Raw genomic sequence first — 24291 nt, 5'->3', positions numbered from 1 at the left:
TGTAGTTTTCTCTGCAAGAAGTTTTTTTATTTCTGATTATTTTTTGAGACTTGGGAAAAATTTAAAGATTATTAATTTAAAATTAGTTGATTAGAAAACTAAAGGCTAAGTTTTGCCGTTGTGAAATTATGAATTTATAATTTTATAATGGTAATTCTTGGCCTTTGTTTATTCCCAAAATAATTATCAAAAGGCGGTGATATTGCAGATTTATTTAAAATAGTTGTGAATATTGATAAAGATATAATAAAATTCAAAGGAGAGAAAAATATGGAAAAAAAGAAAACTGCAATAATTTTAGCGTTAGTGGTAATAATAGCGATTTTTAACGGATGCTCTTCAAATACAAAACCCAATACGAGCAAAAAAGAAGTAAAAACCATATATGTAGGTACGCAAAATGATTATCCGCCTTTTTGTTACAATGATGACAAAGGTAATTTAACTGGATATGATATTGATGTAATAAAGGAAATAGATAAGAGATTAGATGAATATAAATTTACATTTGCACCTGCTGCTTGGGATAGTATTTTTCTTTCGCTGGAATCAAATAAAACTCAAATTGTTGCAGATGAAATTGCTAAAAACCCTGAACGTGAGAAAAAATATCTTTTTTCAGATCAGCCGTATTTTACAGCTGAGTCAGTCATAATTGTAAAAAAAGGTAGAAATGATATAAAGTCGTTGGAAGATTTAAAAGGTAAAAGTGTAGCAGCTTCTGTAGGTGACTCATACACACAATTGCTTGAAAAATATAATAAGGAAAATGGTAATAAAATAATTTTAAAATATAATGATACAGGAAATTCATCAGATAATTTGATAGATGTGCAAAATGGAAGAGTTGACGCTTATGTAAATGATCCAGTAATGACAGAGGCCACTATCAAAAAGCAGAATTTACAGGTACAGGTAGTTGCAAAACCAGTTCAAAGTGACAAGATACATCTTGTTTTTAAGAAAGACAAGCAAGGGCAGGAACTCAAATCAAAAATCGATCCTATAATTAAACAGCTTAGAGAAGACGGCACGCTTGCAAAGTTATCAAAAAAATGGACTGGTGGAGAGTATATACCTAAATAAATAGATGGTATAGAATATCATGACTTCATATCAGGAGGGTGTTTTATGGACAAGATATTTGATTTTACTTATATGGTGAAGTGTATTCCAAAGTTAATTCCATATTTATCAGCTACGATGATGGTAACTGTTATATCCATGTTATTTGGGTTATTGGTAGGTTTTTTTATAGCTATTGTTAAAATTTATAAAATATCAGTATTAAGGCAAATTGCTATGGTTTATGTGTCTTTTGTAAGGGGAACACCTTTGTTAGTTCAACTATATCTTATTTATTTTGGTATGCCTAAATTTTTGTACTTTTTTCAGATAAAATACGGTTGGTTTGAGAACATTAATGTAAATGTAATACCACCTGAATACTATGCGATATTGGCGTTTTCAGTTAATTTAGGGGCATATTTGTCTGAGACCATACGATCTTCAATTGAAGCTGTTGACAGGGGTCAGTTTGAAGCAGCTAATTCTATAGGAATGAGCCAAGCTCAAATAATGCTCAAAATTGTTCTTCCGCAGGCACTGATTGTAGCTATACCTAATTTAGGAAATACATTAATCAGCACCGTTAAAGATACTTCTCTCATTTTTATGATAGGTATTGTAGACATAATGGGGGAGGCAAAAATAATTGGAGCCAGAGGTTTGGCTTTTTTTGAAATTTATATAGCCGTCTCCATTATATACTGGTTTATATGCATAATACTTGAAAAGTGTCTTAATTTATTGGAAAAACGAAGCAGAATATTTGAAAGAAGTGTTGTTTGATGATTAATCTACGAAATATTAATAAATATTTTTCTGAGCATCATGTATTGAAAAATGTGAATTTAACAGTAAAAAAAGGTGAGGTAATTGCCATACTTGGGCCGAGTGGTTCTGGGAAATCTACTTTACTGCGCAGTATAAATTTTTTAGAACGGCCTTCCTCTGGAATAATTGAAATCAACGGACTTAGGGTTAATTCTCAAACTGCAAGCAAAAAAGATATATTTCAGCTTAGGACTTCCACTGCTATGGTTTTTCAGCAGTATAATCTTTTTAAAAATTTAAATGTGCTTCAGAATGTAACTATAGGGCTTACAACAGTTAAAAAATTAAATAAAGAAAAAGCAGTGGAAATTGCAAGGCAGATTTTAGATAAAGTTGGTCTGAAAGATAGGGTTGATTATTATCCGTGCCAGCTTTCAGGAGGTCAGCAGCAGAGAGTTGGCATTGCCAGGGCCCTGGCTTTGAATCCTGAAGTGCTTCTTTTTGACGAACCTACCTCTGCACTGGATCCAGAATTGGTTGATGAGGTACTTCATACTATAAAACAGCTTGCTAATGATGATAATACAATGATTATAGTTACACATGAGCTTGGTTTTGCTCGTGATGTGGCTGACAAAGTGGTTTTAATGGAAGATGGAATAATAGTTGAAGAAGGTTCTGTGGAAAAGATGTTTACTAATCCTTCGGAAAATAGGACACGTCAATTTATAGGTAAGGCGCTTAAAAGGTTTATTGTAAATGCAATTTGAAGATTATTATTTATTTTGGAGGTGAAATACTTGTTGGATTTAGAGGAAATGGAGAAACGACTTAATAGGCATTATAATTTTTGGGACAAAAGATTTGAAGGAGAAGGGGCATATTTTGCCATTATGGCACCAGATGAAACAGCACTTGATAAATATCCACCAATAAAGCCTCCAGGTTCTCTTGAACAAAAATGGTTTGATATAGATTATAGATTGGAAGAAAATAATCAAAAACTTAATACTACTTATTTTGCTGGTGATGCAGTTCCTATTGCCAATATTGACTTTGGTTCTGGTATATTAGCTTCATTTCTGGGCTCTGAATATAAATTAGCAGAGGATACTATATGGTATGATGCCAAACCTATAATTTCAGATTGGAATGATTTACCTAAGCTTAGTCTTCTAAAAGACAGCGAAATTTATAAAAAATTTATTGGTATTACCAAAAGCTTTTGTGAGGCTTCGCAGGGAAGGTATATTACAAGTATTACTGATGTTGGTGCTAATATGGATGTATTGGCGTCCTTGAGAGGAAGAGAAAATTTACTAATGGACTTGATTGTTGAACCTGATGAAGTTAAAAGGTTTCTTTTTAGAATTGATCAATTCTGGAAAGAAGTATTTGATGAAAATATAAAAATTCTAAGCAGGTATAAAAGAACCTTTACTTCATGGGTTCCTATTGTAAATCAAAAAACATGGTATCCGCTTTTAAGTGAATTTTCAACAATGATTTCCCCAACTATGTTTGAAGATATAGTATTTCCTGCAATTCAAAGGGAAGCGGATTATTTAGATCAAGCTCTTTTTAATTTGGATGGTGAAGACCAGGTTAAATATTTATCTATATTGTTGAGATTAGAAGGGCTTCATTCAATAGAATGGGATCCTGTACCAAAGTATAGTCCAAAATTTAATAAAGTGATTAAGGATTTTTCCAGTGAAACATCGATAGAGGTGTATAAACAAATTCAATCCTGTGGAAAAAAATTAGTTATAAGAGAGGTTATACCTGAGCAAATTAAGCCTATTTTAAATAATATTTCTCCAGATGGCGTATTTTTTGTTGTAAATTGTTCAAATAGAAAAGAGGCAGATGAATTTTTAACATTTTCCCGTAAATGGACAAAATATGGAAGATAGGAGTAATTGAGATGAATATTGAGATGAATTTAGAAGAACTTTCTCTATATGTTCAAGAAGGTAATTTAAAAAAGACAAAAGAGTTTGTGCTGCAGTTAATAAAAGAAAAAATCAGTGCAAAGAAAATTTTAGATGAAGCTTTAATAGCTGCTATGGAACAAGTTGGTATAAAATTTAAAAATAATGAAATATATGTACCTGAAATGCTTATTGCAGCAAAAGCCATGAGTGCTGGTTTAAAAATATTGGAGCCAATATTAACTGAATCAGGTATAAAACCCATAGGAACAGTCGTTATTGGTACGGTAAAAGGAGATTTGCATGATATCGGAAAAAATTTAGTTAAAATGATGATGCAGGGGGCAGGAATAAAAGTACATGATCTAGGAGTAGATGTTTCACCAGAAGTATTTGCGGAAAAAGCTGCAGAGGTCAATGCAGATATTGTAGGTATTTCGGCATTATTGACCACTACTATGCCATCTATTGGTGAGGTAATTAAAAATTTTAAAGCTAATGGTGTAAGAGATAGATATGTGTTTATGATAGGTGGTGCGCCAGTTACAGATAGCTATGCAAAGCAAGTTGATGCAGATATTTATATGCCGGATGCCGCTACTGCTGCAGAAGCAGCAAAAGATATTTTGATAAAGAAATATTTAAGTTAAATTTGTCTTATCTTACGAGAGGGGTTTCATATGAATAAAAAGTTTAACAGGTTAGCTTATAGTTCATTAAAAGATTTTATATATGGTGTTGCTAAAAATCCAGTGACAACAAAAAATGGATTGGTAATAGGAGGAGTATTAAAGAGGGCGAAAGAATTATATTGCAAAGGTTTGGTGGTGGAATTAGAGCTTCTTCCACCTATGACTGTAAATCCAGAATGGGGGATTGAAATTAATAAAATAGTTCGTGATGCAATGGATGAAATAAGAAAGGCAATTGACAATAAGGAAGTATATATTGAGGATAGAGAATATAAATGGCTTGACATCATGAGTGATCAACTTGAAAATATTCCAGAAAACGAACAAGAATTTTGGTATAAAATTAAACAAGAATTAAACTTAAATAATTTTATACCATCAGAATATGACTTAAAGATAGATTGAATGTAAATAGGTATTTAAGCGGATAAGGTTTTTTAGCTTTATTTTATCCGCTTGATTTTAAATTATTGTCTTAAATCTGTTAGAATTTTAGTTTTGTCCATGGTACTGCTGTCTACTTTTTTTATTATCTTTGCAGGAGTTCCGGCAGCAACTACTCCAGCTGGAATGTCCTCTATTACTACCGAACCTGCGGCTACAACCGAACCATTTCCTATCTTCACACCTTCTAGGATGACTGAATTAGCGCCTATGAGGACATCATCACCTATCTCGCAGGGAGACTTACTAGGCGGTTCTAAAACCCCGGCCACTACTGCCCCAGCACCTAAATGAACATTTTTCCCTAATTTGCCTCTGGCACCCACTACTGCATTCATATCAACCATGGCGCCTTCACCTATTTCAGCGCCTATGTTTATGACTGCTCCCATCATTATAACTGCCTTTTTTTCTATTTTGACTTTATCCCGTATTATTGCTCCTGGTTCAATTCTTGCGTCTATGTTTATTAGATCCATAAGCGGAATAGCTGAATTTCTCCTATCCTGTTCTATTCTGAAATGATCAATTTTATCTCTGTTCTCTACTAGAAATTTGGATATCACATCACTTTCTCCAAATATAATATGAAAATTATCACTCCCGTAGATTTCCATGTCATTTAGATTACATTTTGATATATTTCCCTGGATATACAGCTTTATCGGTGTGGATTTTTTGGCTTCTTTTATGTACTTGGCTATTTGATAGGGATCTGTAAGATCATACTTTAATTCCATGTTGAATCATCCTCTCTTTTCATATGTTTATACAATAATTCCTGGCGTTTATTATATAGAAGCATCTTTAATTTTTAAACAATTATAACATATAAGTTTTTTAAAATCTACAATATGGTCTTTAAAGATCTTTTTTAGCACTTTTAAGTATTCTACCTATTTGGTCATGGGTAAATACATAGGATTTATTGCAAAAATTACACCTGAGTTCCTCTGATTTACCTTCAGTATAGATTTTTTTCAAATCTTTAAATCCTATACTCATGAGAGCTTTTTCAACTCTTTCTCTGGAGCAGTCACATTTGTAGGATGGAGACAGCTCATCCAGTATTTTTAGATCTATGTCTCCAAATATATCATTTAATACTTCATATATATTTTTCTTCACATCTATCATGGTGGATATAGGAGATATTTCCTGCAGCCTGCTTGTGAGTAGGTCTGACAGGCTGTTATCTGCCCCCGGCATCATCTGTAGTATAAATCCGCCGGCAGATTTTATGCTGAGATCTACATTTACTAAGACTCCCAGTGCCACAGCAGAAGGAGTTTGCTCAGAAACTGTAAAATAGTAAGCCAAATCGTCTCCTATTTCTCCAGTCTGTATGGGTACCTGGCTGGAATAAGGTTCTTTAAGTCCCAGATCTCTTGTGACGGTTAGATTTCCATTTGTGCCTATGATTCCCCCAACATCCAATTTACCTTTGCCGTTGGGAGGTAGATCTGCCGTAGGATTTCCAATATATCCTTTTACATGTCCGTCTGAATAGGAGGTCACCAGCACACCTTTTGCTTTTCCTCCACCTGATATTCTTAAAGTCAAACTGTCACTTTGTGATTTTAGCATTGCACCCATAAGGCATCCAGCGGTTAGCATTCTTCCAAAAGCTGCAGCTGCAGTGGGGCGGCATTTGTGAATTTTAACAGCTTCATTTACTAGTCTTGTAGTAGAAGCAGCTATTATTCTGATGTTGCCGTTTTTGGCCGTAGCTCTTATCAATTTATCTTCCATAATCAAATTCATCTCCTCAGTGCTAGCAATTTATTGTGAACCACTTTATTTGTATTTTTTTACTACATATACTATTCTTTCAGAAATATCAGTTATACTGTCAGTCTGGTAGTTGTCTAATTTTCCCAGAACACTTAATTTACAGTTTTTTAAAAATTTTTCTATTGTATTACATCTATAAGCTCTTTCTCTATGGTGTTCGTCAAATCGTCTATATATGTCCTTATATTTTACAAAGAAGGTGAGATACATGTCCACAATTTCATCTTGCAAATAATTTTCCCATATGTAAGTTAGCTCACCCTCATCATAGGTATAGGTATTATTGCCCAATATGCTGGTGATCTTATAATAGGAATTTATATCGAATACAAATATTCCATTGGGATTGAGGTGGCTGAATACGCCTTCAAAATAATTTTCCAGATTTTCTTCCTTTAGCAGGTAGTTTGTGGAATCAAGGCAGCAGGTTATTAGGTCAAATTGTCTATTTAATTTTAAATTGCTTATGTCTTCACATATTAAATTTGTTTTTAATCCTCTGTTTCTCAATTTTTTATCTGCCTCAGAAAGCATTTCATTGGACAGATCCACTGCCCAGCTGTTTTGAAAATGGGGTGCTATTTTTTCAGTCATATTTCCTGTTCCACAGGCTAAATCCAGATAATTCTTGAATTCTACATTGAAAGTACAGCACAGATCTAAAATTTTTAAAGCCCATTTACCATAATCAATATCTTCGTTTATCAATTTATCGTATATATGTGCGAATTTTTCGTAACAATTCATTTGTATCCCATTATAATCTTATATATTATATATAATGGATATTTCCCCTCTCTTAAAGCTATTTTTATACACTCCGTGAATCAAATTACTGTGTATTCTTGGTTATCTCATTGTTCAATAGACTTTCATTTTTTGGTATATTGAGTTCCTTTTTCCTTTTAGTCATCATACCACCAATTCTTCCGGTTTCCTCAGCTGTCAAACCGCTCCAGCCATAAAGATCCACTTTCCTTTTTAATCCCAATTCTTCTGCTATTTCGTATTTCAATTTTTCTCTCAGTTTCTCGGCCTCTGTAAGCTCTCTGTTTGCTTTTAATTTTGCCTTTATTATTTTCTTCAGCGGCGTTTTTGACATTAATACCACCCTCCCACTTTTACTATAAATTATTTTTACCTCAAAAGCGAGATTTATACATAATTGAAATCCTATTCATTAAAAAAGCAGTTGTCTAACTATATAATAATTATAATCTATATTTAAAATATTATATATACTTACTCCTATATTTTTTGAAGGTAGAAATACATTGACCGTATAATGATTTACTGATACAATTATGGATAAATTAATTCATAAATATTTTTTTCTACTTGAAGAGTAGGAGGTTTAATGGGATCAAATTTAAGTGGCTTTATGCACGTTGTACAGAATTAAAGAGGGAGGATTGTAAAATAAAATTATGAATATAGATGATTATGTTGTAGAGAAGGCTAAAAGGGCAAGTACAGCAGCGAGAATCTTATCTAATATGGGTACTGAAGATAAAAATAGAGCACTGTTTTCCATGGCGAATCAGGTTAAAAAAAGTAAAGATGATATTTTAGAGGCCAATAAATTGGATTTGGAGAATGCCAAAAAAAGCGGGAAAAACAATGCCTTTATCGATAGATTGTCTTTAGATGAAAAGAGAATAAATTCTATGGCAGAGGGCCTTGAAAAAGTAGCTTCCCTTCCTGATCCCATAGGTGAGGGCGTAAAAATGTGGAAAAGACCTAATGATCTGCGTATTGAAAAAGTGAGAGTGCCTTTGGGAACAATAGGGATAATATATGAAGCCAGACCAAATGTAACAGTGGACGCTTCGGCGTTGTGCCTTAAAAGCGGGAATTCAGTTATCCTAAGAGGAGGAAAAGAGGCCATTAATTCAAATTCAGCTATATATAGTATTATAAATAGAGCAGCTGTTGATGCAGGTTTCCCGGAAGGATCTATGGAATTTATTGATATTACTGAGAGAAAAGCAGTAGAGGTTATGATGAAACTCAATAGATATATAGATGTTTTAATACCGAGGGGAGGCAGGGGACTTATAAATTCTGTGGCAGAAAACTCCACTGTGCCTGTAATTAAGACAGGAGCTGGAAATTGTCATGTATATGTGGATGCTGATGCAGATTTGGATATGGCAGAGAAAATAGTTGTAAATGCCAAGACACAAAGGCCGGCAGTTTGCAATGCAATGGAAACATTACTTGTTCATAAGGATGCAGCTGAAAAATTTTTACCTCGCCTGGGAGATACCTTAAGAAGGTTGAATGTTGAAATAAGAGGATGCAGAAGAACGCAAAAATTGATTCCAAATATAAAATTAGCTACCGAGGAAGATTATGAAGAGGAATTCTTAGATTTGATTTTGGCTGTAAAGGTGGTTGATTCTGTGGATGAAGCTATAGATCACATTTATAAATACGGTACAAAACATTCTGAGGCCATAATAACTAATAATTACACTTCTTCCCAGAAATTTTTAAGGGAAGTTGATGCAGCTGCTGTATATGTAAATGCCTCTACCAGGTTTACGGACGGCGGGGAATTTGGGTTTGGTGCGGAAATAGGAATAAGCACTCAAAAGCTTCATGCCAGGGGGCCTATGGGATTAAATGAATTGACAACTACTAAGTATATGGTATATGGGAAAGGCCAAATACGAAAATAATATTGCCTTGATAATATGGTGTTCTGCAGCTTGTGAGTTTATAATTAAACTAGTATATAAAAAGAGGAGTGTTTTATATGAGGTTTATAGAATTGAGAAGTGACACTGCAACTGAGCCTACTCAAGCTATGAGAGATGCCATGTATAGTGCCAGAGTTGGAGACGATGTGTACGGAGATGATCCGACAATGAGAGAATTGGAGGAATATGCACCTAAACTTGTAGGTAAAGAAGCGGCATTGTTTGTGCCAAGTGGTACTTTTGGGAATCAGCTCTCCCTGTTTACACACTGTAAGAGAGGTTCTGAAGTAATATTGGGAGATGATTGCCATATTGTAGTTCATGAAGTAGGTGCTGCGTCGGTTATAGCAGGAGTTCAGCTGAGAACACTTAGAACTAATGGGGGGGAAATGGATCCTGTAGAAGTAAGAAGGACAATAAGAACTGAAAAAAATATACATTATCCAGAAACAGGACTTATATGTATGGAAAATGCTTATTCCAATGGGAGAGTACTTTCCTTAAAAAACATGTCTGAAATTTATAATGCTGCCAAAGAATATAATATTCCAGTTCACCTTGACGGTGCCAGAGTATTTAATGCAGCTTCCTATTTGGGAGTGGATGCCAGGGAGATAACGAAGTATTGTGATTCTGTAATGTTTTGTCTGTCCAAAGGATTGTGCGCTCCTGTAGGTTCTATGCTGGCAGGTTCCAGAAGTTTCATTGAGAAAGCTAGAAAATGTAGAAAACTTATGGGTGGTGGATTAAGGCAGGCAGGTTTTCTGGCAGCGGCAGGACTTGTGGCACTGAAGGATATGGTGGGCAGGCTGGGCGAAGATCGTGAAAATGCCATTTCCCTTGGAGAAGAACTATCCAAAATACCTGGGATAAAAGTGAATATGAAAGACATTCAAATAAACATGGTTTTTTTTGACATGTCAGAAACTGGTTATGACAGTGCCAAGCTAGTAGAGGAATTTTATAAGAAGGGAATTAAAATAAATCCAGAAGAAGGCGGAAAGATGAGGTTTGTAACCAATTACTGGGTGAAAAAGCAGGACATACCTTATATTGTAAACACTTTTAAGGAAATACTTCGTAAAAATTGTAACTAAATTATTTGTGTTGACTTATTTTTTTTATAGCTGTATATTTAATAGTAAATATTTTAAATTTTTGGGGCACATAAAAGTAATTGTTGCTATTTTGGACAACTTGCTTTTAGATGATTTTAAAAGGAGGGCTTTTTTAATGTCAAAATCATATGTATTTTATGATGGAAAAATTGTAGATGAAAATGAGGTAACTATAAACATAAGATCAAAGGCATTTAACTATGGATTAGGATGCTTTGAGGGTATAAGAGCCTACTGGGATGAGGATGAAAAACAACTTTATGGATTCAGGCTGAAAGACCATTATGTTAGATTACTTCAATCTGCAAAGACTTTTAATTTAAATATTCCTTATAGTGTAGATGAGTTATGTAAAATTACAGTGGATTTGTTGAAGAAAAATCAATTTAAACAGACTACTTACATAAGGCCTGTCGTATTTGATGGAGGGACAAATATAAATCCAACCCTTTCGGATGCGGAACCTAAGTTCCTTATATATTGTCAACCCATGGGCAAATTTGCAGGCAAAGAAGAGCTAAGCGTCTGTATATCTTCTTGGAGAAGACTGGAGGATACCATGCTTCCTCCAAGGACTAAGCCAACTGCAGCTTATCTGAATTCCGCTTTAGCATCTTTAGAAGCAAATCAAAGTGGATATGATGAAGCACTGTTCTTGACTGTAAGTGGACATGTTTGCGAAGGACCTGGAGAAAATATTTTTATTGTTAAAAAAGGGCAGTTGATTACACCGCCGCCTTCTGACAATATACTAGAAGGTATAACCAGGGATCTTGTCATGAGGCTTGGCAGAGAGGAACTTGGAATTGAAGTAGTAGAAAGAAGCATTGCCAGGACAGAACTCTATGCATCAGATGAAATATTCTTTAGTGGAACTGCTATGGAAGTTACCCCAATAGTAAAGGTGGATAATAGGATTATAGGTACGGGTAAACAAGGAGAGGTTTATAAAAAAATCAAGGAGCTTTTCTTTGGACTTACTACTGGGAAAAATCCTAAGTATGCTAAATATTGTACACCAGTTTATTGATTATATAAATGCAAATTTGAAAAGACCGGTCAAAGTGCTCAATTGGCGGTGAATGGATAACGAAACTTATTTAATATCAATGGCAATTTATCATAAAGTTATAATGGTGAATTGCCATTTGCTTTATTTTAAATTGAAGGCATAAGAAATATTAATATCTAAAAAAGGAAATAGAATAAATCTGCTGTCAGAAGGTGGGAATATGGAAACTACTCATAAAATTTCATCACTTAAATACAGAGTTATCAGGAAAAACAGAAAGAATGTAAGTATAAGTATAGATGAAAAGGGGGATATAATTGTAATAGCTCCATGGAATATAAATTATGACTCTGTAGAAAAGATAGTTAAAAGCAAAATGGACTGGATATATAAAAGTAAAAATATCATAAAAGACAAGATTGAGTATATGAAGTCCATGGGTATTTCACAGGGGAAAAATATGCTTTGGCTGGGGAAACTTCTAGAAGTAAAAAAATGCGAGTCAGATATAAAAGAATGTCACGTGGAAGTTTTGAATGACAAAATTATTATCTATGGCAATAGTTCATTAATAAAAAATCAGGAGGCTATAAACAAAAGCATCCGTAAATTTTATAAAGAGAAATCCAAAATAATTTTTGCTGAAAAAGTGAGGTTTTATGGTAAAAAGATAAATGTACATCCCAATAAAATAACAGTAAGGTGTCAGAAAACCAGGTGGGGAAGCTGTTCTTCAAAAGGGAATCTAAGTTTTAATTACAAGCTTCTGATGGCACCTTTGGATGTAATAGATTATATAGTTGTGCATGAACTCTGTCATCTAGTGTATATGGATCACTCTGGGGGATATTGGAGAATGGTTGGCTCCATAATACCTCAATATTTGGATAAAAGGAATTGGCTTAAAAATAATGGATACATGCTTAGATTCCCTTAAAATCCTGGATGCACCATTATAGTGTAGACATCAAAAGAAATATGAAGTAAAATAATATTTATACGAGAAAAATAATGTGAGAGGAAAACTGATATGGAGTTTTATTCACTACTCTTGATTGCACTGGCACTTTCTCTAGATGCTTTTGGTGTTTCACTTTGTATAGGATTAAATAAAGCAATAAGTAGAAAGATTAAAATTCAATTTATAGGTTCTTTTGGATTTTTCCAATTTTTTTTTGCAATATCTGGAGCATATGCAGGATTTCTATTTAATAGATATATTGTTTCCGTGCCAGAGGTTATAGGAGGGGCATTGGTATTGATAACAGGAGTATTAATGCTGAGAGATGGTTTGAAAAATAAAAAGGAATCTCTATTTTTTAAACCGGGAATGGTTATGGTATTTGGAATTTCAGTGAGCATCGATGCTTTGATAATTGGATTTACCACTTTGAATAATATAGAGAGTAATTTGAATTTGCTGTATAGTACTTTATTTATAGGTATAACTACATTTTTAATATCTTTGATTGCCTTCCTGATTTCAGGGTATCTTCGGAAAATACATATTATAAGCAAGTATGCAGATTATATAGGTGGTATAATACTTATTATATTTGGTATTAAAATGATGTTTTTTTAAGAGAAACTTGGGGTGAATTCATGGATGTAGAAAAATGTTTGAGAAAATATAACATAAAAGTTACAAAGGCAAGATTAAATATCATGGATATATTATATAAAAGTGAGGAGGCAATAAATGCGGAAAGTATATTTAAAAAGTGCAAGGAAAAAAACGTAAATGTGGATTTATCTACAATTTACAGATCTTTAGAGCTATTTGAAATAAAAAAGATTGTAAGAAAAATTGATTTAGGTCAAGGGGAATACAGTTATTCAATAATAAGAGAAAAACATAAGCATATATTACAATGTAAAATATGTCATAAGCAAATAGAAATAGATTGTCCCATGCAACAGGTAGAGGAAATAATAAAGAGTAAAACAGGCTTTGTATTTGAAGAGGAAAAGCTTGATTTTAAGATAAAAGGTATATGCAGAGATTGCAGAAAGAAAATAAAAAAAGTATAAATTAAAAATCACTTTGCTTAAGAGTTACTTGGGCAGGATATACCTTTTTTACTTTCCATATACCCCTGTTGTTTTTTTCCAAAAATACAGTATATCCTACTCTTCTATGAGGGGATTCACTTGAGATTCCCTCAACTTTAATGAATGCAACTGCACCGTTGGAAAATGAGGTAGTCATATCTTGCATATCGTATATCTTATATTTATTAAAAATTCCCGTTGTAAAGTAGTGCGTAACTGCATAATCAATATTTCTACAATTAATTGACGTGTATATATTTTTTGTTATTACAAGACTTATAATAATTAGCATAGTTAAAAATAAAAATTTTTTCATATTTACCTCCATATAATGGAAAAAATATTTTCAATATTATAATATCTAAAATTTATTCATAAGTAAATACTAATTTCATATTTACTGGTAGAATTTTCAATAATAATAACTGAATATTGATAGATACGCTTTTAATTAAAAGTCATGGTATTTTAATTTTTAAAATAATATGTTGTTATGGTTTCGTAAAAAATAAAATTATTATGCAAAACTTTATTGAGGTGAAATGATGAGGTTAGAGTTTATAAATAGGGTTAAAGAAAAGGATATACTAGGGAAAAGCATATTAACCAGTGAAGGGCAAGTTTTGTTAAGAGCAGGAGTTGAATTAAATAGTAGTTTCATAAGTAAACTAAAAGAATTAGGTGTGTTTTATTTATATGTAGAGGATGAAAGATTAGAAGATGTACAGGTGGAGGATGAAAAATTAACCCAATTAAAACAGTTTACAATTAAAAGCATGTCAAATATACTTGCAAATATACATGATTGCAATGGCAAAAAACTAAAGGAATCATTAATAGATGTGGAAGATATGATAAGTTATATAATTGAGCTTGGAGATGTTAATAAAAGCCTTTATGATATACAAACTTATGATAATTATACTTTTATTCATTCTATAGATGTATGCATTATGGCTTCTTTTTTGGGCATTTCAGCAGGATATAACAATTGGGATTTAAAGGAAATTGGAGTAGGAGCGGCACTGCATGATGTGGGAAAGACGAAAGTTCCTACTGCTATATTAAATAAAAGGGACAGGCTTACGGAGGAGGAATTTTATGAAATAAAAAAACATCCTATATATGGCTCACAACTGTTGAAAAAGAATTTTGCTATCTCAGATAATATAATAAAGATGGTGGAGCAGCATCATGAGAGAGTAGATGGGAAAGGATATCCTTATGGACTCAGTAATAGACAGATAACAAAATTTGCAAAACTGGTTTGTATATGTGATGTATATGATGCGGTGAGCAATGACAGGTGTTACAGAAAAAAATTTAGCCCTAACGATGCCTATGAACTCATTCTTTCAGGAAGCGGAAGCAGTTTTGATCAAAATCTGGTATCTTATTTTAAAAATACTTTTGCTATTTATCCCCTGGGATGTTGTGTCAAATTGTCAAATGGGGTTGAAGGTTATGTTATAAGGCAAAATAGGGGATTTCCAGATAGGCCGGTGATAAGAGTGCTGTACGATGCAAAGACCAGGGAAGCTATACCAGCTTTTGAAATAGATTTGCTGAAAAGTACAGATTTGGTTATAGTAACAATAGTTGAATAAAATGGAATTGTATAGAATAATTTGTAAAGCGTATAATAGATCTAAGAATATTTAAATCATTAAATATTTATATTTTCAGGAGATAAACATGAATTCATATATTAAAGATTTAATAGATAAACTTTATAAATTGTATGATTTTAATATCATAGAGATGGATCAGCAGCCAGGAGTATGCAGCAGATGGGCAATATATAATAGAGATGGTGATGCCCTAAATATAATGTTTTTTTCTGATATAGAAAGTTATAGAGATATAGTAGTAGAAAATATAATGTATAATTTTAGAAAGCTGCTTCCCGGTGAGGATATGAGATTAATACAGATAGTTGTAGATAAAAATGCCGATATATTGCAAAATGGTAGTAATCCACAGTTAAATTATAAAATTTATCCACAGTGTGAATTGATTTTAATCAACCCCAATTTAAACAGGGTATTAGGGTGTACAAATGCTGTGAGAAATTTGGCCGAACAGATAGCTCAGGCAATGCAGCATATTGGCCTCAATAATTCTTATGGCAGTGGTGTAGGTAGAAGAGAGGAAATGACTAAATCTATTGTCACTTACGTGATTATAACTTTAAACATAATGACTTATATTGTAACATCATATTTTTCTGGAAATATATTTGATAGCAATTTAAATGTACTTATATTTATGGGAGCTAAGGTCAATTCTCTTATAGACAGTGGACAATACTATAGATTATTCACATGCATGTTTTTACATGCAGGAATAATACACCTAGCTGTAAACATGTATTCTCTCTATATAATGGGTACTTTTATTGAAAAAATATATGGTAAAATAAAATATGTGATCATATATTTTGTATCGGGTATTATTTCATCTGCCTTCAGCTGTGTATTTTCACCTTCTATTTCTGTAGGAGCATCTGGTGCGATATTCGGACTTTTAGGTGCTTCTCTGGTATTTGCCCTTAAAATGAAAAGGCAGGTAGGAAGAGGATTTATTGTGAATATAATGTTTGTAATTATAATGAATCTGATGATAGGATTTTCTGTGGCAAATGTAGATAATTTTGGACATTTAGGAGGACTTATAGGAGGTATATCTATAACCTGGCTGTTGGATAAGATGAAGTAGAAAAAAGAGTGCTCCTGGTAATTTGAAAAACCGATGATGAGCACTCTTATAGGGAATATGTTGTGATTACCTATATGCCGTTGATTTTAATTCGCTTAAATCCTTTGAAAATAAAGTTTCCTTTTTTAAAAGTAAATCTGTTATTTTTTTAAGACAGTGTCTGTTTTCGATTATGATGTTTTTCACTTCTCCATATATGGAATCAATTAGACTTTTGCATTCCTGAATTATTTTATCCTGATTTATATTCAAATCATATAGCTCCTGCATGTTTAAAAGACCTAATGTTTTTCCCATACCGTATTGAGTTATCATGTTAAAGGCTATATTGGTACTGCGCTGCAAGTCATTGCGGGCTCCGGTAGTAACGTAGTTGGAGCCGAATACAACTTCTTCAGCGGCACGGCCTCCAAGGAGTACCATTATCCGCTTTTTTAAATAATCCTTGTTTTCATAAAGCTTGTCCTCTGGAATACTTAATGTATATCCACCTGCACCTTTGGTACTTGGAATAATCGTTATTTTAGATATCTTTTCATTTGGCAGTATTCTTGAGGATACCAATGCATGTCCCACTTCGTGATATGCAGTTATTTTTCTATCCACATCTCTTATATAATCTCTATTTTTCTTTTCGTATCCCGCCAATACAATGGAGAAGGCTTTATCCATATGATCATTTTCAATAGTAGCACTATTTTCTTTGCAGGCAATTATGGCAGCTTCATTTATTAAATTTTCAATTTTTGCCCCTGAAAAATAGGAAGTTTTTTGAGCCCACTCATGGATGTCTATATCACCTATAGGTTTATTTTTCAAATGTAGATTTATGATTTTTTCTCTTGAGGAAATGTCTGGTAAGATTATTTCTATATGTCTGTCAAATCTACCCGGCCTTAAAAGGGCGGGATCCAGCATATCCAATCTATTGGTCGCGGCTATAACTACAATGCCTTCTTTTTCATTGAATCCGGACATTTCTGTAAGAAGGGCATTTAAAGTCTGATCCCTTTCGTCAGAACCACCAGAGCTATTTGAAGCACTTCGCTTTTTGCCGATAGCATCTATTTCATCTATAAATATGACGGCTTTTCCCTGATTGTTATTTCTAGCTTTTTTAAACAACTGCCTTATACGACTGGCTCCAACACCTACATATACCTGTATGAAGTCAGAACCAGAGACTGCATAAAAAGGAACATTTGCTTCACCTGCAACAGCTTTGGCGATAAGGGTCTTCCCTGTACCTGGTTGTCCATAAAGCATGATGCCTTTTGGCATTCTGGCCCCATAAGAGGTATATTTTTCTGGGTTTTTCAGGAAATCTACTATATCTTTTACACTTTCTTTTGCTTCATCATTTCCAGCCACATTATTAAAATTATAATTGGAGTCTTCAACAGCAGTAGCATCCAGAGAATCCAGGGAAAATGCCTTTTTAGAAGCTTTTGCAGAAGGTTTAAGTGACAAAATTATAATAGATATAATGGAAACAGCCATCAGGGCAATAGGGTATACTTGCCTACTATTTACAGGATAATTTTCAAGTACATTTATTCCATTTTTCAAGAAAGTTTCTTTAGTACTAGGTGTTCTGGGATTATCTGTGTCGTATATTGTACCATTTTTTAATTGTACCCTTATTTTGGGAGAGTCTGTTAAATAAATTGTGGAGATATTTTTAGCAGAAAGATCTTTTTCAAATGAAGTATATGATTTATAATTTATAGAATTATTGTTATAATTCATAAACACCAATAAACCCACAGAGAGTACAAATATTAAAATTGGTATTAAAACAAGCTTGTTTTTTATTTTTTTCATTGAACTTCTCACCTTCTTGAAATAATTTTTAGCTTAATTACAAAAAATTAGTTATAATTAAATTATTTTACATATAATTTGAAAACAAATTTAAACTATAATAATTGTAATATTATAATGATATTATAATATTTTTGACAATTAGTCTAATGAAAATCATAAATATTTCTAGTGTAATTTATGGAAAAAGCTAAAAACTGATGAAATGGCGGGGATAGATACCCGGTAAATTAAGTTGGCTTTACTTTTAGGTAAGTATAGACGAACTGTGTATAAATTGATATGATATAGATAAATTAATTATAGGACATTCCGAAAAGACAGAGGTGAATAAATTGATTCAGGTTATCGGATACTTATTGGTAGTAGTAACAATAATTGCAGTAGTTTCCATTATATCGATTTTAAAAAATAATGCTGAAATAAAAAAAAGAATAGAAGAACAATGGGGTAAAAAATCAGATAAGAAATACAATAGGCAAGAAATCAATGATATATCAGGATATTTTAGAAATATAAATCTATATGAAAAGAATAGTTTTTTCGTTGATGATATTACATGGAATGATTTGGAAATGAATGAAATATTTAAAGATATGGATACTACTTCTAGTACTCCAGGAGCTGAATCTCTCTATGCCATGCTGAGAAAACCCATATATGATGATGAAGCTCTAAAATATAGAAATGAGATTATAGAATATTTTATGAAGAATCCTGAAAAGAGGAAAACTTTACAATATGTGCTTGGTAAGCTTGGAATAAAAAGAGGAATTTCCATAACCAATTATTTTTATAATGTCAATCACTGTGAACACAGGCATTCATTATTAAATATTTATAGATTATTTAGGATTTTACCTATAGCTTCAATTGCATTTATGATTGTGAATTTATATGTGGGGGCATTTTCTTTAATCATATGCTGCTTCATAAATATTACAATTCATTATTTTTTTAAAGGAAGATTAGATTATAAGCTCAGGGATTTCGCCTATATAATCAATATAGTGAAGTGCTCCAATTCGATATTGAAAATCCATGTGGAAGAACTGGGTCAATGTATTGATAAATTGAAAAATGCTTCTGATTCTGTTAGAAAAATCAAGAAATTCTATTTTAGCTTGTTCAATAATGGCACGGATATGGCCATGTTAATGGAATATATGAGTATATTATTCCTGACGGATCTGATAAACTATGAAAAAATGAGTTCTGTACTTGAACAGAAAAGTGATGAATTTAAAACCATCTATTCGATAATTGGGAATATAGATAGCTGTATAGCGATTGCTTCATATAGAGTGAGAATAAAAAGCTATGCTGTCCCAAAATTACATATATGCAGCAGCAAGAAAAATCAAAGTATTGTAGTTAAAGATTTGGTTCATCCACTTATAAAAGGGGCTGTACCTAATTCTTTGAAGATCACGGAATCCATTTTGATCACAGGTTCCAATGCATCGGGTAAATCAACTTTTTTGAAGACTTTAGCTTTGAATATCATATTTGCTCAAACTATATGTACATGCACTGCCAGTTATTTTGAGGGCTATTATGTAAAAGTATATACTTCCATGGCTTTAAGGGATGATGTATTGGGAAAGGAAAGTTACTATGTAGTGGAAACTAGATCCTTGAAGAGAATTATTGACAGCATTGACAAAAGCATACCCACCGTGTGTTTTGTGGATGAAATACTCAGGGGAACCAATACAGTGGAGAGAATAGCAGCTTCTTCACAGGTGCTTAAATATTTTACATTGAATAACTGTATTTGCATAGCAGCTACTCATGATATAGAACTTACGTACATACTTGAAGATTATTTTAGAAATTATCATTTTCGGGAGAGCATTAAGGACAATGAAATATCTTTTGATTACAAAATTTACCCGGGGAAGTCTAAGACTCAAAATGCAATAAAGCTTTTAAGCATTTTTGGATATGGAGATAATATTGTAAATGGAGCTGAAGAAAAAGCAGCATCGTTTCTCAAAAATGGTCTGTGGGAAAAAGAACAGATTGAATGATTTTAATAAAATGCTTGATTCTTGAAATAATGTACCATAATGGAGAGGAGAATTATATATGAATGTGTCTGCAGCAAAAGTTATCTTAACTGAAGAAGATATACTCAGTATAGCTCAAGATTATTTAAAAATAGAAGGATTGGATATAGAAAATATAAATATACAAGAAATAATTACTGTAAGCGGTACCTACAAGAAAAAAATAAATACTGCCTTTGAGATTAAATTGGGGCTGGGCAGCATAAGAAACAATGTTATAAACTTAAAGATATTTGATTTAAAGATCTATAAATTAAAAATAATAAAAAGTGTTAAAAATATTGCAGTAAAAAAAATATTGGAAAATTTTGTTTCATACGGAATAAATGTGAACGGAGACAATATAAATATTGATTTAAATTTGGCTGTAAAGCTCATACCATATTTTAATCTTAAATTAACAAGAATAGAGACATTACCAAATGCTTTAGAGATAGAGGCAGAAAATATAAAATATGAAAAAGAGAAAAAATTTCCTCATATAGAGAAAAAGAAAAATCCATTGATTTTAAATGGTTATCATAAATTTAGAAAAAAAATTTTACACAAAGTGCCATCTAAATACGAAAAAATTGTAGAATATGGTATGCTTGTGCCGGATATAATAGTGCTGTTCTGGAGATTGCTCAAAGATAAAAGAGTGAGTTTAAAAGTTAAGATTATTCTTACTGCCCTGACAGCTTATCTGGCAAGTCCTATAGATATACTACCTGATTTTATACCTTTTGTAGGAAAAATAGATGATATTTCCATAGCATTTTTTGCACTTAATATCATAATAGATGAAATACCTGAAAAGATCATAATGGATAATTGGCAGGGAGAAAAAAATATAATTTCAATTACAAAGGAAGCAGTGAATTATATCACGGAAATATTAGGGGGTAAAAATGTATCTAAAATTTTAGAACAGATTCGAAACATATTTAAATCCCATCCTATAAATAATTGTGAAAATTAGTCTGTTTAAAAAAATTAAATTTACATATCCTATTTAATATAGTTAAATCCCCATTATATTAAAAATCAATATTTTAGGGAAAATTAAGAAAGGAGTAGGATATAAATGCATGGAAAATTTATAGCTGGTGCAATAATCGGAGCGGCAGTTGGCATGATGGTGATGCCTGGGCTGGGGGGATCTAATCGGAGAAAAATAAAAAGAGTCTCTAGACACCTGAAAGATACTGCAGATGAAATGATGAATTGGGGGAAGTGATAATTTATAATTTAATATAAATGAAGGTTGATGTACATTTTTTCATAATATTACAGATGTTAGTGACAAAATGTACATCTTATTTTAAATAAGACAATTATTAACTTAAATTTAATTTAGATCATATTTTAAAAGATTTTCTTTTATTACAAAAAATATGGTATAATGGGATAAATACTTAGTAAAAATTTTAATGTGGTTAAAATTTATGATCTATAGTTGCACAGTGTAAAGGAAGATGAAATTATGGAGATACTTTCTTTAGGAGAAAAAATAAAAAAAAGAAGAAAAGAACTGAACATGACTTTAAAGGATTTGGCAGGGGATAGAATTACACCTGGACAAATAAGTCTTGTAGAGTCCGGAAAATCAAATCCAAGTATGGATCTTCTGGAATATTTGGCAGCAGAATTGAAGACTTCTGTTGAATATCTAATGGAATCGGAGGAAACTCAAGCAGAAAAAATTTGTACTTATTTTGAAAATATAACTGAATCCTGCATAATAAGCGAAAACTTAATTCAGGCGGAACAATACATTGAAAAGACTTTATATTTTGCGGATAAATATGGACTAGAATACAAGAAAGCAAAGAATTTGTATTTAAAAGGTGTAATACACATGGCTAAAGGTGATTATTTAATTTCACAACAATTTTTTCTATCAGCTAATGGGATATTTATTAAAAATAATAAATATGAACAGATTATAAAGACTTTTATCAATTTAGGTAAAATTACAATGAAATTGAAATCTTACCATTCTTCTTGCAGTTATTTTCAACAGGCGGAAAATGTATATAATGAAAACAAAATTGAGAATGATTTTTTAGTGGGAGAAATATATTATTATATAGCATGTGCAAATTTTAAGTTAGAAAATGTAGAAAAAGCCATAAACTATTCCTATTTGGCAAAAGAAAAATTTAATCAAATGGATAACAAAAAAGAATATGCTAATACACTTTTTCTGCTAGCTGAAGAATATAGTAAAAAGGGAGACATAGATAAAGCTATAAAATATTCTAAAAATGCATTAGAAGTGTACAGAAAATTGGATGATGCTATGAATGTTGCCAAAATTGAAAATAACTTGGGAAAACTATTTTATCAGTTTGACAACATTGAAGAATCTTTTATTCATTTAAATAAGGCGAAAGAATTGAGAATAAAGCTGAAGGACAGAGATGTAGTTACAACACTGGTGGATATATGTGAAAATTATATAAAGCTAAAAGACATTGAGAATTCAAAAAAAGTTCTCGATGAGATAATGGACAAAGTAGATGAGGGGAATAGCAAAACTTTAATATATTATTATTTGCTGAAGTTCAGAATAGATATGCTTGAGTCTAATAAAAAAGAGGCAGAAAATACTTTGATCATGGCATTGAATTTTGCAAATAATATGGATTATATTGAGGAAGCTGCCAAAATATCAATAATGCTAGGAAAATTTTATATAGAAAATAATTTAAATAAAGAAGCTGCTAAATATTTAAATGAAGGTGTTGAGAATTTTAAAAAAATAGGATTATTAAAAGATTCTTAAATAAAATAGGTGAGAATTATGGAGATACTTTCTACTGGACAAAAAATTAAAAGAGCCAGGATATATAAGGGATATACCTTAAAAAGGTTATGCGGTGATAAAATTTCCGTTTCAAAGATGAGCTGTATAGAAAATGATAAAATAAAGCCTGAACAGTGGATTTTAAAATTTGTGTCAAGTAAGCTTGAACTCGATGTTGAATATTTAAAACAGGATGTAAGAAGTCAGATAATCAAAAATATAGATGACATATCTAAAAGTTCTCCTGGAGAAAATTATGAAAAATTACTTCAATATAATTTAAAATTTGCGGACAATTACTCTTATAGCGATATATGCTTTGTTATAATGCATATGCTTTTTAATCACTATCTGGATAAAAAACAAGTTGGAAAGCTGCAGTTTATAATTTCAACCTATTATGATTATCTACAGAAATGCTTTTCCAATGAAAGAAATTCAATTTACTATATGGATATTGCCAGATATTTTTATGTGTCCGGAGAATTTTCTCAATCTATAAATTATTATGATAATGTAATTCGGATTTGTGAAGAGGATGGATGCGGTGAATATCTATTAAAAGCTATGTACCATAAGGCCACCTGTTATATTAATCTGAAGTGTTATGACAAGGCATATGAACTGGCGATGAAAATTGTAAATTTAATGGATTCAATGCAGGGGGATATAGAAAATGTATGTATTTATCAGATGCTTGCTATACTTTCATTAAAAATGGACATAAATAAATTTAGTAAGTATGAAAAAAAAGTGTATGAACTCTGTGAAAAAAATTTAAAGAATAAATGTGAAGCAATGTTTGATTATGCCCGTGTACTGTTTAATTTAGGGGAGAAAAATAGGGCTTTGAGTTATCTGGATGAATCATTGAGAATATATCCTAAGGATAATATAAGGGAATTAGTACATTTTATGCTTATGAGTACAGATATATTAATAGATAATAAATTCTTAAAGAGGGCATGTATTACATGTAACAGAGCTTTAGATTATGCTATAAATTTAGACGATATAGCTTTTATAGAAAGGGCATATTATTACAAAGCTTTGATGTTATTAAAAGAGGGAGACTTTTCAAAGGGAGAAATGTGTATGAATCTTTCTTTAGATAATCTTCTCAAATTTGGAACCAGCAGAGAAATATATAAAAGATATATGGAAATGGGAGAGATGTATTATAAGGTAGGTAATGTGGAGGAATCTGTTAAATATTTTACCTTTGCTATAAATCTAAAAGAAAAATATAAATTTTTGTAATTGTTAATTATAATGAATGGTATATGCAATATTAAAATA

The 24291-nt window shown here is 31.8% G+C and carries 25 protein-coding genes; 19 read left to right on the top strand and 6 right to left on the bottom strand.

Annotation, left to right across the window (positions count from 1 at the left end):
* Positions 1 to 270: 270 nt before the first annotated feature.
* The 6 genes from ACFHWD_RS00420 to ACFHWD_RS00395 are packed head-to-tail and all read left to right on the top strand — an operon-like array spanning position 271 to position 4867.
* Positions 271 to 1086: a transporter substrate-binding domain-containing protein gene (locus ACFHWD_RS00420; RefSeq protein ID WP_150358577.1), complete on the top strand. Its 816-nt coding sequence runs from the start codon at positions 271 to 273 to the stop codon at positions 1084 to 1086.
* A gap of 45 nt (positions 1087 to 1131) precedes the next feature.
* Positions 1132 to 1851 carry an amino acid ABC transporter permease gene (locus tag ACFHWD_RS00415; RefSeq protein ID WP_150358576.1) on the top strand — a complete coding sequence of 240 codons (720 nt, stop codon included), beginning with the start codon at positions 1132 to 1134 and terminating at the stop codon, positions 1849 to 1851.
* Entirely contained in the window at positions 1851 to 2606 is a 756-nt protein-coding gene (locus ACFHWD_RS00410; RefSeq protein WP_150358575.1) for an amino acid ABC transporter ATP-binding protein, read from the top strand. The genes ACFHWD_RS00415 and ACFHWD_RS00410 overlap by 1 nt, the downstream gene beginning before the upstream one ends.
* A 30-nt stretch (positions 2607 to 2636) precedes the next feature.
* Complete coding sequence (locus ACFHWD_RS00405; protein WP_378059798.1) at positions 2637 to 3752, top strand: hypothetical protein; 1116 nt, start codon at positions 2637 to 2639, stop codon at positions 3750 to 3752.
* 11 nt (positions 3753 to 3763) lie between these two features.
* Positions 3764 to 4420: a B12-binding domain-containing protein gene (locus ACFHWD_RS00400; protein ID WP_236035311.1), complete on the top strand. Its 657-nt coding sequence runs from the start codon at positions 3764 to 3766 to the stop codon at positions 4418 to 4420.
* A 30-nt stretch (positions 4421 to 4450) separates the two neighbouring features.
* Positions 4451 to 4867 (top strand): methyltransferase MtaB domain-containing protein, encoded by a 417-nt coding sequence (locus ACFHWD_RS00395; RefSeq protein ID WP_150358573.1) that lies wholly within the window; start codon positions 4451 to 4453, stop codon positions 4865 to 4867.
* A 62-nt stretch (positions 4868 to 4929) separates the two neighbouring features.
* Here ACFHWD_RS00395 and dapD read toward each other — a convergent pair whose 3' ends face one another.
* The 4 genes from dapD to ACFHWD_RS00375 all read right to left on the bottom strand — a co-directional run bounded on the left by dapD (position 4930) and on the right by ACFHWD_RS00375 (position 7802).
* A complete protein-coding gene (dapD, locus tag ACFHWD_RS00390; protein ID WP_150358572.1) occupies positions 4930 to 5646 on the bottom strand; it encodes a 2,3,4,5-tetrahydropyridine-2,6-dicarboxylate N-acetyltransferase in 717 nt (238 codons plus the stop codon).
* Positions 5647 to 5767: 121 nt separating this feature from the next.
* The gene (hslO, locus tag ACFHWD_RS00385; RefSeq protein WP_378059795.1) at positions 5768 to 6658 is read right to left on the bottom strand and encodes an Hsp33 family molecular chaperone HslO; all 891 of its coding nucleotides are present in this window, start codon (positions 6656 to 6658) and stop codon (positions 5768 to 5770) included.
* A gap of 45 nt (positions 6659 to 6703) precedes the next feature.
* On the bottom strand, positions 6704 to 7447 hold the full coding sequence (locus tag ACFHWD_RS00380; RefSeq protein ID WP_179977901.1) for a class I SAM-dependent methyltransferase: 744 nt from the start codon (positions 7445 to 7447) through the stop codon (positions 6704 to 6706).
* A gap of 85 nt (positions 7448 to 7532) precedes the next feature.
* Positions 7533 to 7802: a small, acid-soluble spore protein, alpha/beta type gene (locus ACFHWD_RS00375; protein WP_378059792.1), complete on the bottom strand. Its 270-nt coding sequence runs from the start codon at positions 7800 to 7802 to the stop codon at positions 7533 to 7535.
* Between the two features lie 325 nt (positions 7803 to 8127).
* Between ACFHWD_RS00375 and ACFHWD_RS00370 the strand changes: the two genes are divergently transcribed.
* The 6 genes from ACFHWD_RS00370 (at position 8128) to ACFHWD_RS00345 (ending at position 13566) form a co-directional block, all read left to right on the top strand.
* Complete coding sequence (locus ACFHWD_RS00370; protein ID WP_378059790.1) at positions 8128 to 9384, top strand: glutamate-5-semialdehyde dehydrogenase; 1257 nt, start codon at positions 8128 to 8130, stop codon at positions 9382 to 9384.
* A gap of 77 nt (positions 9385 to 9461) precedes the next feature.
* Positions 9462 to 10502, top strand: a complete 1041-nt coding sequence (gene ltaE, locus ACFHWD_RS00365) for a low-specificity L-threonine aldolase (protein WP_378059788.1) — start codon at positions 9462 to 9464, stop codon at positions 10500 to 10502.
* A 136-nt stretch (positions 10503 to 10638) separates the two neighbouring features.
* Complete coding sequence (locus ACFHWD_RS00360) at positions 10639 to 11553, top strand: branched-chain amino acid transaminase (RefSeq protein ID WP_378059786.1); 915 nt, start codon at positions 10639 to 10641, stop codon at positions 11551 to 11553.
* Between the two features lie 202 nt (positions 11554 to 11755).
* Entirely contained in the window at positions 11756 to 12472 is a 717-nt protein-coding gene (locus ACFHWD_RS00355; protein ID WP_378059784.1) for a M48 family metallopeptidase, read from the top strand.
* Positions 12473 to 12565: 93 nt separating this feature from the next.
* Positions 12566 to 13117, top strand: coding sequence for a manganese efflux pump MntP family protein (locus ACFHWD_RS00350; RefSeq protein ID WP_378059781.1), 552 nt, complete (start codon positions 12566 to 12568; stop codon positions 13115 to 13117).
* A 20-nt stretch (positions 13118 to 13137) separates the two neighbouring features.
* Positions 13138 to 13566 (top strand): Fur family transcriptional regulator, encoded by a 429-nt coding sequence (locus ACFHWD_RS00345; RefSeq protein WP_378059779.1) that lies wholly within the window; start codon positions 13138 to 13140, stop codon positions 13564 to 13566.
* 1 nt (position 13567) lies between these two features.
* Here ACFHWD_RS00345 and ACFHWD_RS00340 read toward each other — a convergent pair whose 3' ends face one another.
* Entirely contained in the window at positions 13568 to 13903 is a 336-nt protein-coding gene (locus tag ACFHWD_RS00340; RefSeq protein WP_150358848.1) for a hypothetical protein, read from the bottom strand.
* 229 nt (positions 13904 to 14132) lie between these two features.
* Here ACFHWD_RS00340 and ACFHWD_RS00335 point away from each other — a divergent pair, with 229 nt between their 5' ends.
* Together ACFHWD_RS00335 and ACFHWD_RS00330 are read left to right on the top strand one after the other, a co-directional pair.
* A complete protein-coding gene (locus tag ACFHWD_RS00335) occupies positions 14133 to 15194 on the top strand; it encodes an HD-GYP domain-containing protein (protein ID WP_150358946.1) in 1062 nt (353 codons plus the stop codon).
* Between the two features lie 88 nt (positions 15195 to 15282).
* Positions 15283 to 16305, top strand: coding sequence for a rhomboid family intramembrane serine protease (locus tag ACFHWD_RS00330; RefSeq protein ID WP_150358947.1), 1023 nt, complete (start codon positions 15283 to 15285; stop codon positions 16303 to 16305).
* Between the two features lie 66 nt (positions 16306 to 16371).
* Here ACFHWD_RS00330 and ACFHWD_RS00325 read toward each other — a convergent pair whose 3' ends face one another.
* Positions 16372 to 18129 (bottom strand): ATP-dependent metallopeptidase FtsH/Yme1/Tma family protein, encoded by a 1758-nt coding sequence (locus ACFHWD_RS00325; RefSeq protein WP_378059776.1) that lies wholly within the window; start codon positions 18127 to 18129, stop codon positions 16372 to 16374.
* 335 nt (positions 18130 to 18464) lie between these two features.
* Between ACFHWD_RS00325 and ACFHWD_RS00320 the strand changes: the two genes are divergently transcribed.
* From ACFHWD_RS00320 to ACFHWD_RS00300, 5 genes are all read left to right on the top strand, one after another.
* The gene (locus tag ACFHWD_RS00320) at positions 18465 to 20162 is read left to right on the top strand and encodes a DNA mismatch repair protein MutS (RefSeq protein WP_378059774.1); all 1698 of its coding nucleotides are present in this window, start codon (positions 18465 to 18467) and stop codon (positions 20160 to 20162) included.
* Between the two features lie 58 nt (positions 20163 to 20220).
* Positions 20221 to 21162, top strand: coding sequence for a YkvA family protein (locus tag ACFHWD_RS00315; protein WP_378059772.1), 942 nt, complete (start codon positions 20221 to 20223; stop codon positions 21160 to 21162).
* 105 nt (positions 21163 to 21267) lie between these two features.
* Positions 21268 to 21420, top strand: coding sequence for a YtxH domain-containing protein (locus ACFHWD_RS00310; protein ID WP_378059770.1), 153 nt, complete (start codon positions 21268 to 21270; stop codon positions 21418 to 21420).
* Positions 21421 to 21666: 246 nt separating this feature from the next.
* Positions 21667 to 22971, top strand: coding sequence for a helix-turn-helix transcriptional regulator (locus tag ACFHWD_RS00305; RefSeq protein WP_150358030.1), 1305 nt, complete (start codon positions 21667 to 21669; stop codon positions 22969 to 22971).
* Positions 22972 to 22989: 18 nt separating this feature from the next.
* Positions 22990 to 24252, top strand: coding sequence for a transcriptional regulator (locus ACFHWD_RS00300; protein ID WP_378059768.1), 1263 nt, complete (start codon positions 22990 to 22992; stop codon positions 24250 to 24252).
* The last annotated feature ends 39 nt before the right edge of the window (positions 24253 to 24291 follow it).

The sequence above is a fragment of the Clostridium sp. MT-14 genome (assembly GCF_042436595.1).
GTDB classification, from domain to species: domain Bacteria; phylum Bacillota; class Clostridia; order Clostridiales; family Clostridiaceae; genus Clostridium_B; species Clostridium_B aromativorans.
This window is presented reverse-complemented; position numbering and strand designations above follow the sequence as displayed.

Excerpts from the sequence above, each read along its gene's own strand:
- ACFHWD_RS00315 (WP_378059772.1), top strand. The coding sequence starts at position 20,221 with ATGAATGTGTCTGCAGCAAAAGTTATCTTAACTGAAGAAGATATACTC.
- ACFHWD_RS00415 (WP_150358576.1), top strand. The coding sequence starts at position 1,132 with ATGGACAAGATATTTGATTTTACTTATATGGTGAAGTGTATTCCAAAG.
- ACFHWD_RS00410 (WP_150358575.1), top strand. The coding sequence starts at position 1,851 with ATGATTAATCTACGAAATATTAATAAATATTTTTCTGAGCATCATGTA.
- ACFHWD_RS00330 (WP_150358947.1), top strand. The coding sequence starts at position 15,283 with ATGAATTCATATATTAAAGATTTAATAGATAAACTTTATAAATTGTAT.
- dapD (WP_150358572.1), bottom strand. The coding sequence starts at position 5,646 with ATGGAATTAAAGTATGATCTTACAGATCCCTATCAAATAGCCAAGTAC.
- ACFHWD_RS00300 (WP_378059768.1), top strand. The coding sequence starts at position 22,990 with ATGGAGATACTTTCTACTGGACAAAAAATTAAAAGAGCCAGGATATAT.
- ACFHWD_RS00335 (WP_150358946.1), top strand. The coding sequence starts at position 14,133 with ATGAGGTTAGAGTTTATAAATAGGGTTAAAGAAAAGGATATACTAGGG.
- ltaE (WP_378059788.1), top strand. The coding sequence starts at position 9,462 with ATGAGGTTTATAGAATTGAGAAGTGACACTGCAACTGAGCCTACTCAA.
- ACFHWD_RS00350 (WP_378059781.1), top strand. The coding sequence starts at position 12,566 with ATGGAGTTTTATTCACTACTCTTGATTGCACTGGCACTTTCTCTAGAT.
- ACFHWD_RS00380 (WP_179977901.1), bottom strand. The coding sequence starts at position 7,447 with ATGAATTGTTACGAAAAATTCGCACATATATACGATAAATTGATAAAC.
- ACFHWD_RS00370 (WP_378059790.1), top strand. The coding sequence starts at position 8,128 with ATGAATATAGATGATTATGTTGTAGAGAAGGCTAAAAGGGCAAGTACA.
- ACFHWD_RS00420 (WP_150358577.1), top strand. The coding sequence starts at position 271 with ATGGAAAAAAAGAAAACTGCAATAATTTTAGCGTTAGTGGTAATAATA.
- ACFHWD_RS00305 (WP_150358030.1), top strand. The coding sequence starts at position 21,667 with ATGGAGATACTTTCTTTAGGAGAAAAAATAAAAAAAAGAAGAAAAGAA.
- hslO (WP_378059795.1), bottom strand. The coding sequence starts at position 6,658 with ATGGAAGATAAATTGATAAGAGCTACGGCCAAAAACGGCAACATCAGA.
- ACFHWD_RS00400 (WP_236035311.1), top strand. The coding sequence starts at position 3,764 with ATGAATATTGAGATGAATTTAGAAGAACTTTCTCTATATGTTCAAGAA.
- ACFHWD_RS00375 (WP_378059792.1), bottom strand. The coding sequence starts at position 7,802 with ATGTCAAAAACGCCGCTGAAGAAAATAATAAAGGCAAAATTAAAAGCA.
- ACFHWD_RS00345 (WP_378059779.1), top strand. The coding sequence starts at position 13,138 with ATGGATGTAGAAAAATGTTTGAGAAAATATAACATAAAAGTTACAAAG.
- ACFHWD_RS00340 (WP_150358848.1), bottom strand. The coding sequence starts at position 13,903 with ATGAAAAAATTTTTATTTTTAACTATGCTAATTATTATAAGTCTTGTA.
- ACFHWD_RS00360 (WP_378059786.1), top strand. The coding sequence starts at position 10,639 with ATGTCAAAATCATATGTATTTTATGATGGAAAAATTGTAGATGAAAAT.
- ACFHWD_RS00355 (WP_378059784.1), top strand. The coding sequence starts at position 11,756 with ATGGAAACTACTCATAAAATTTCATCACTTAAATACAGAGTTATCAGG.
- ACFHWD_RS00325 (WP_378059776.1), bottom strand. The coding sequence starts at position 18,129 with ATGAAAAAAATAAAAAACAAGCTTGTTTTAATACCAATTTTAATATTT.
- ACFHWD_RS00395 (WP_150358573.1), top strand. The coding sequence starts at position 4,451 with ATGAATAAAAAGTTTAACAGGTTAGCTTATAGTTCATTAAAAGATTTT.
- ACFHWD_RS00310 (WP_378059770.1), top strand. The coding sequence starts at position 21,268 with ATGCATGGAAAATTTATAGCTGGTGCAATAATCGGAGCGGCAGTTGGC.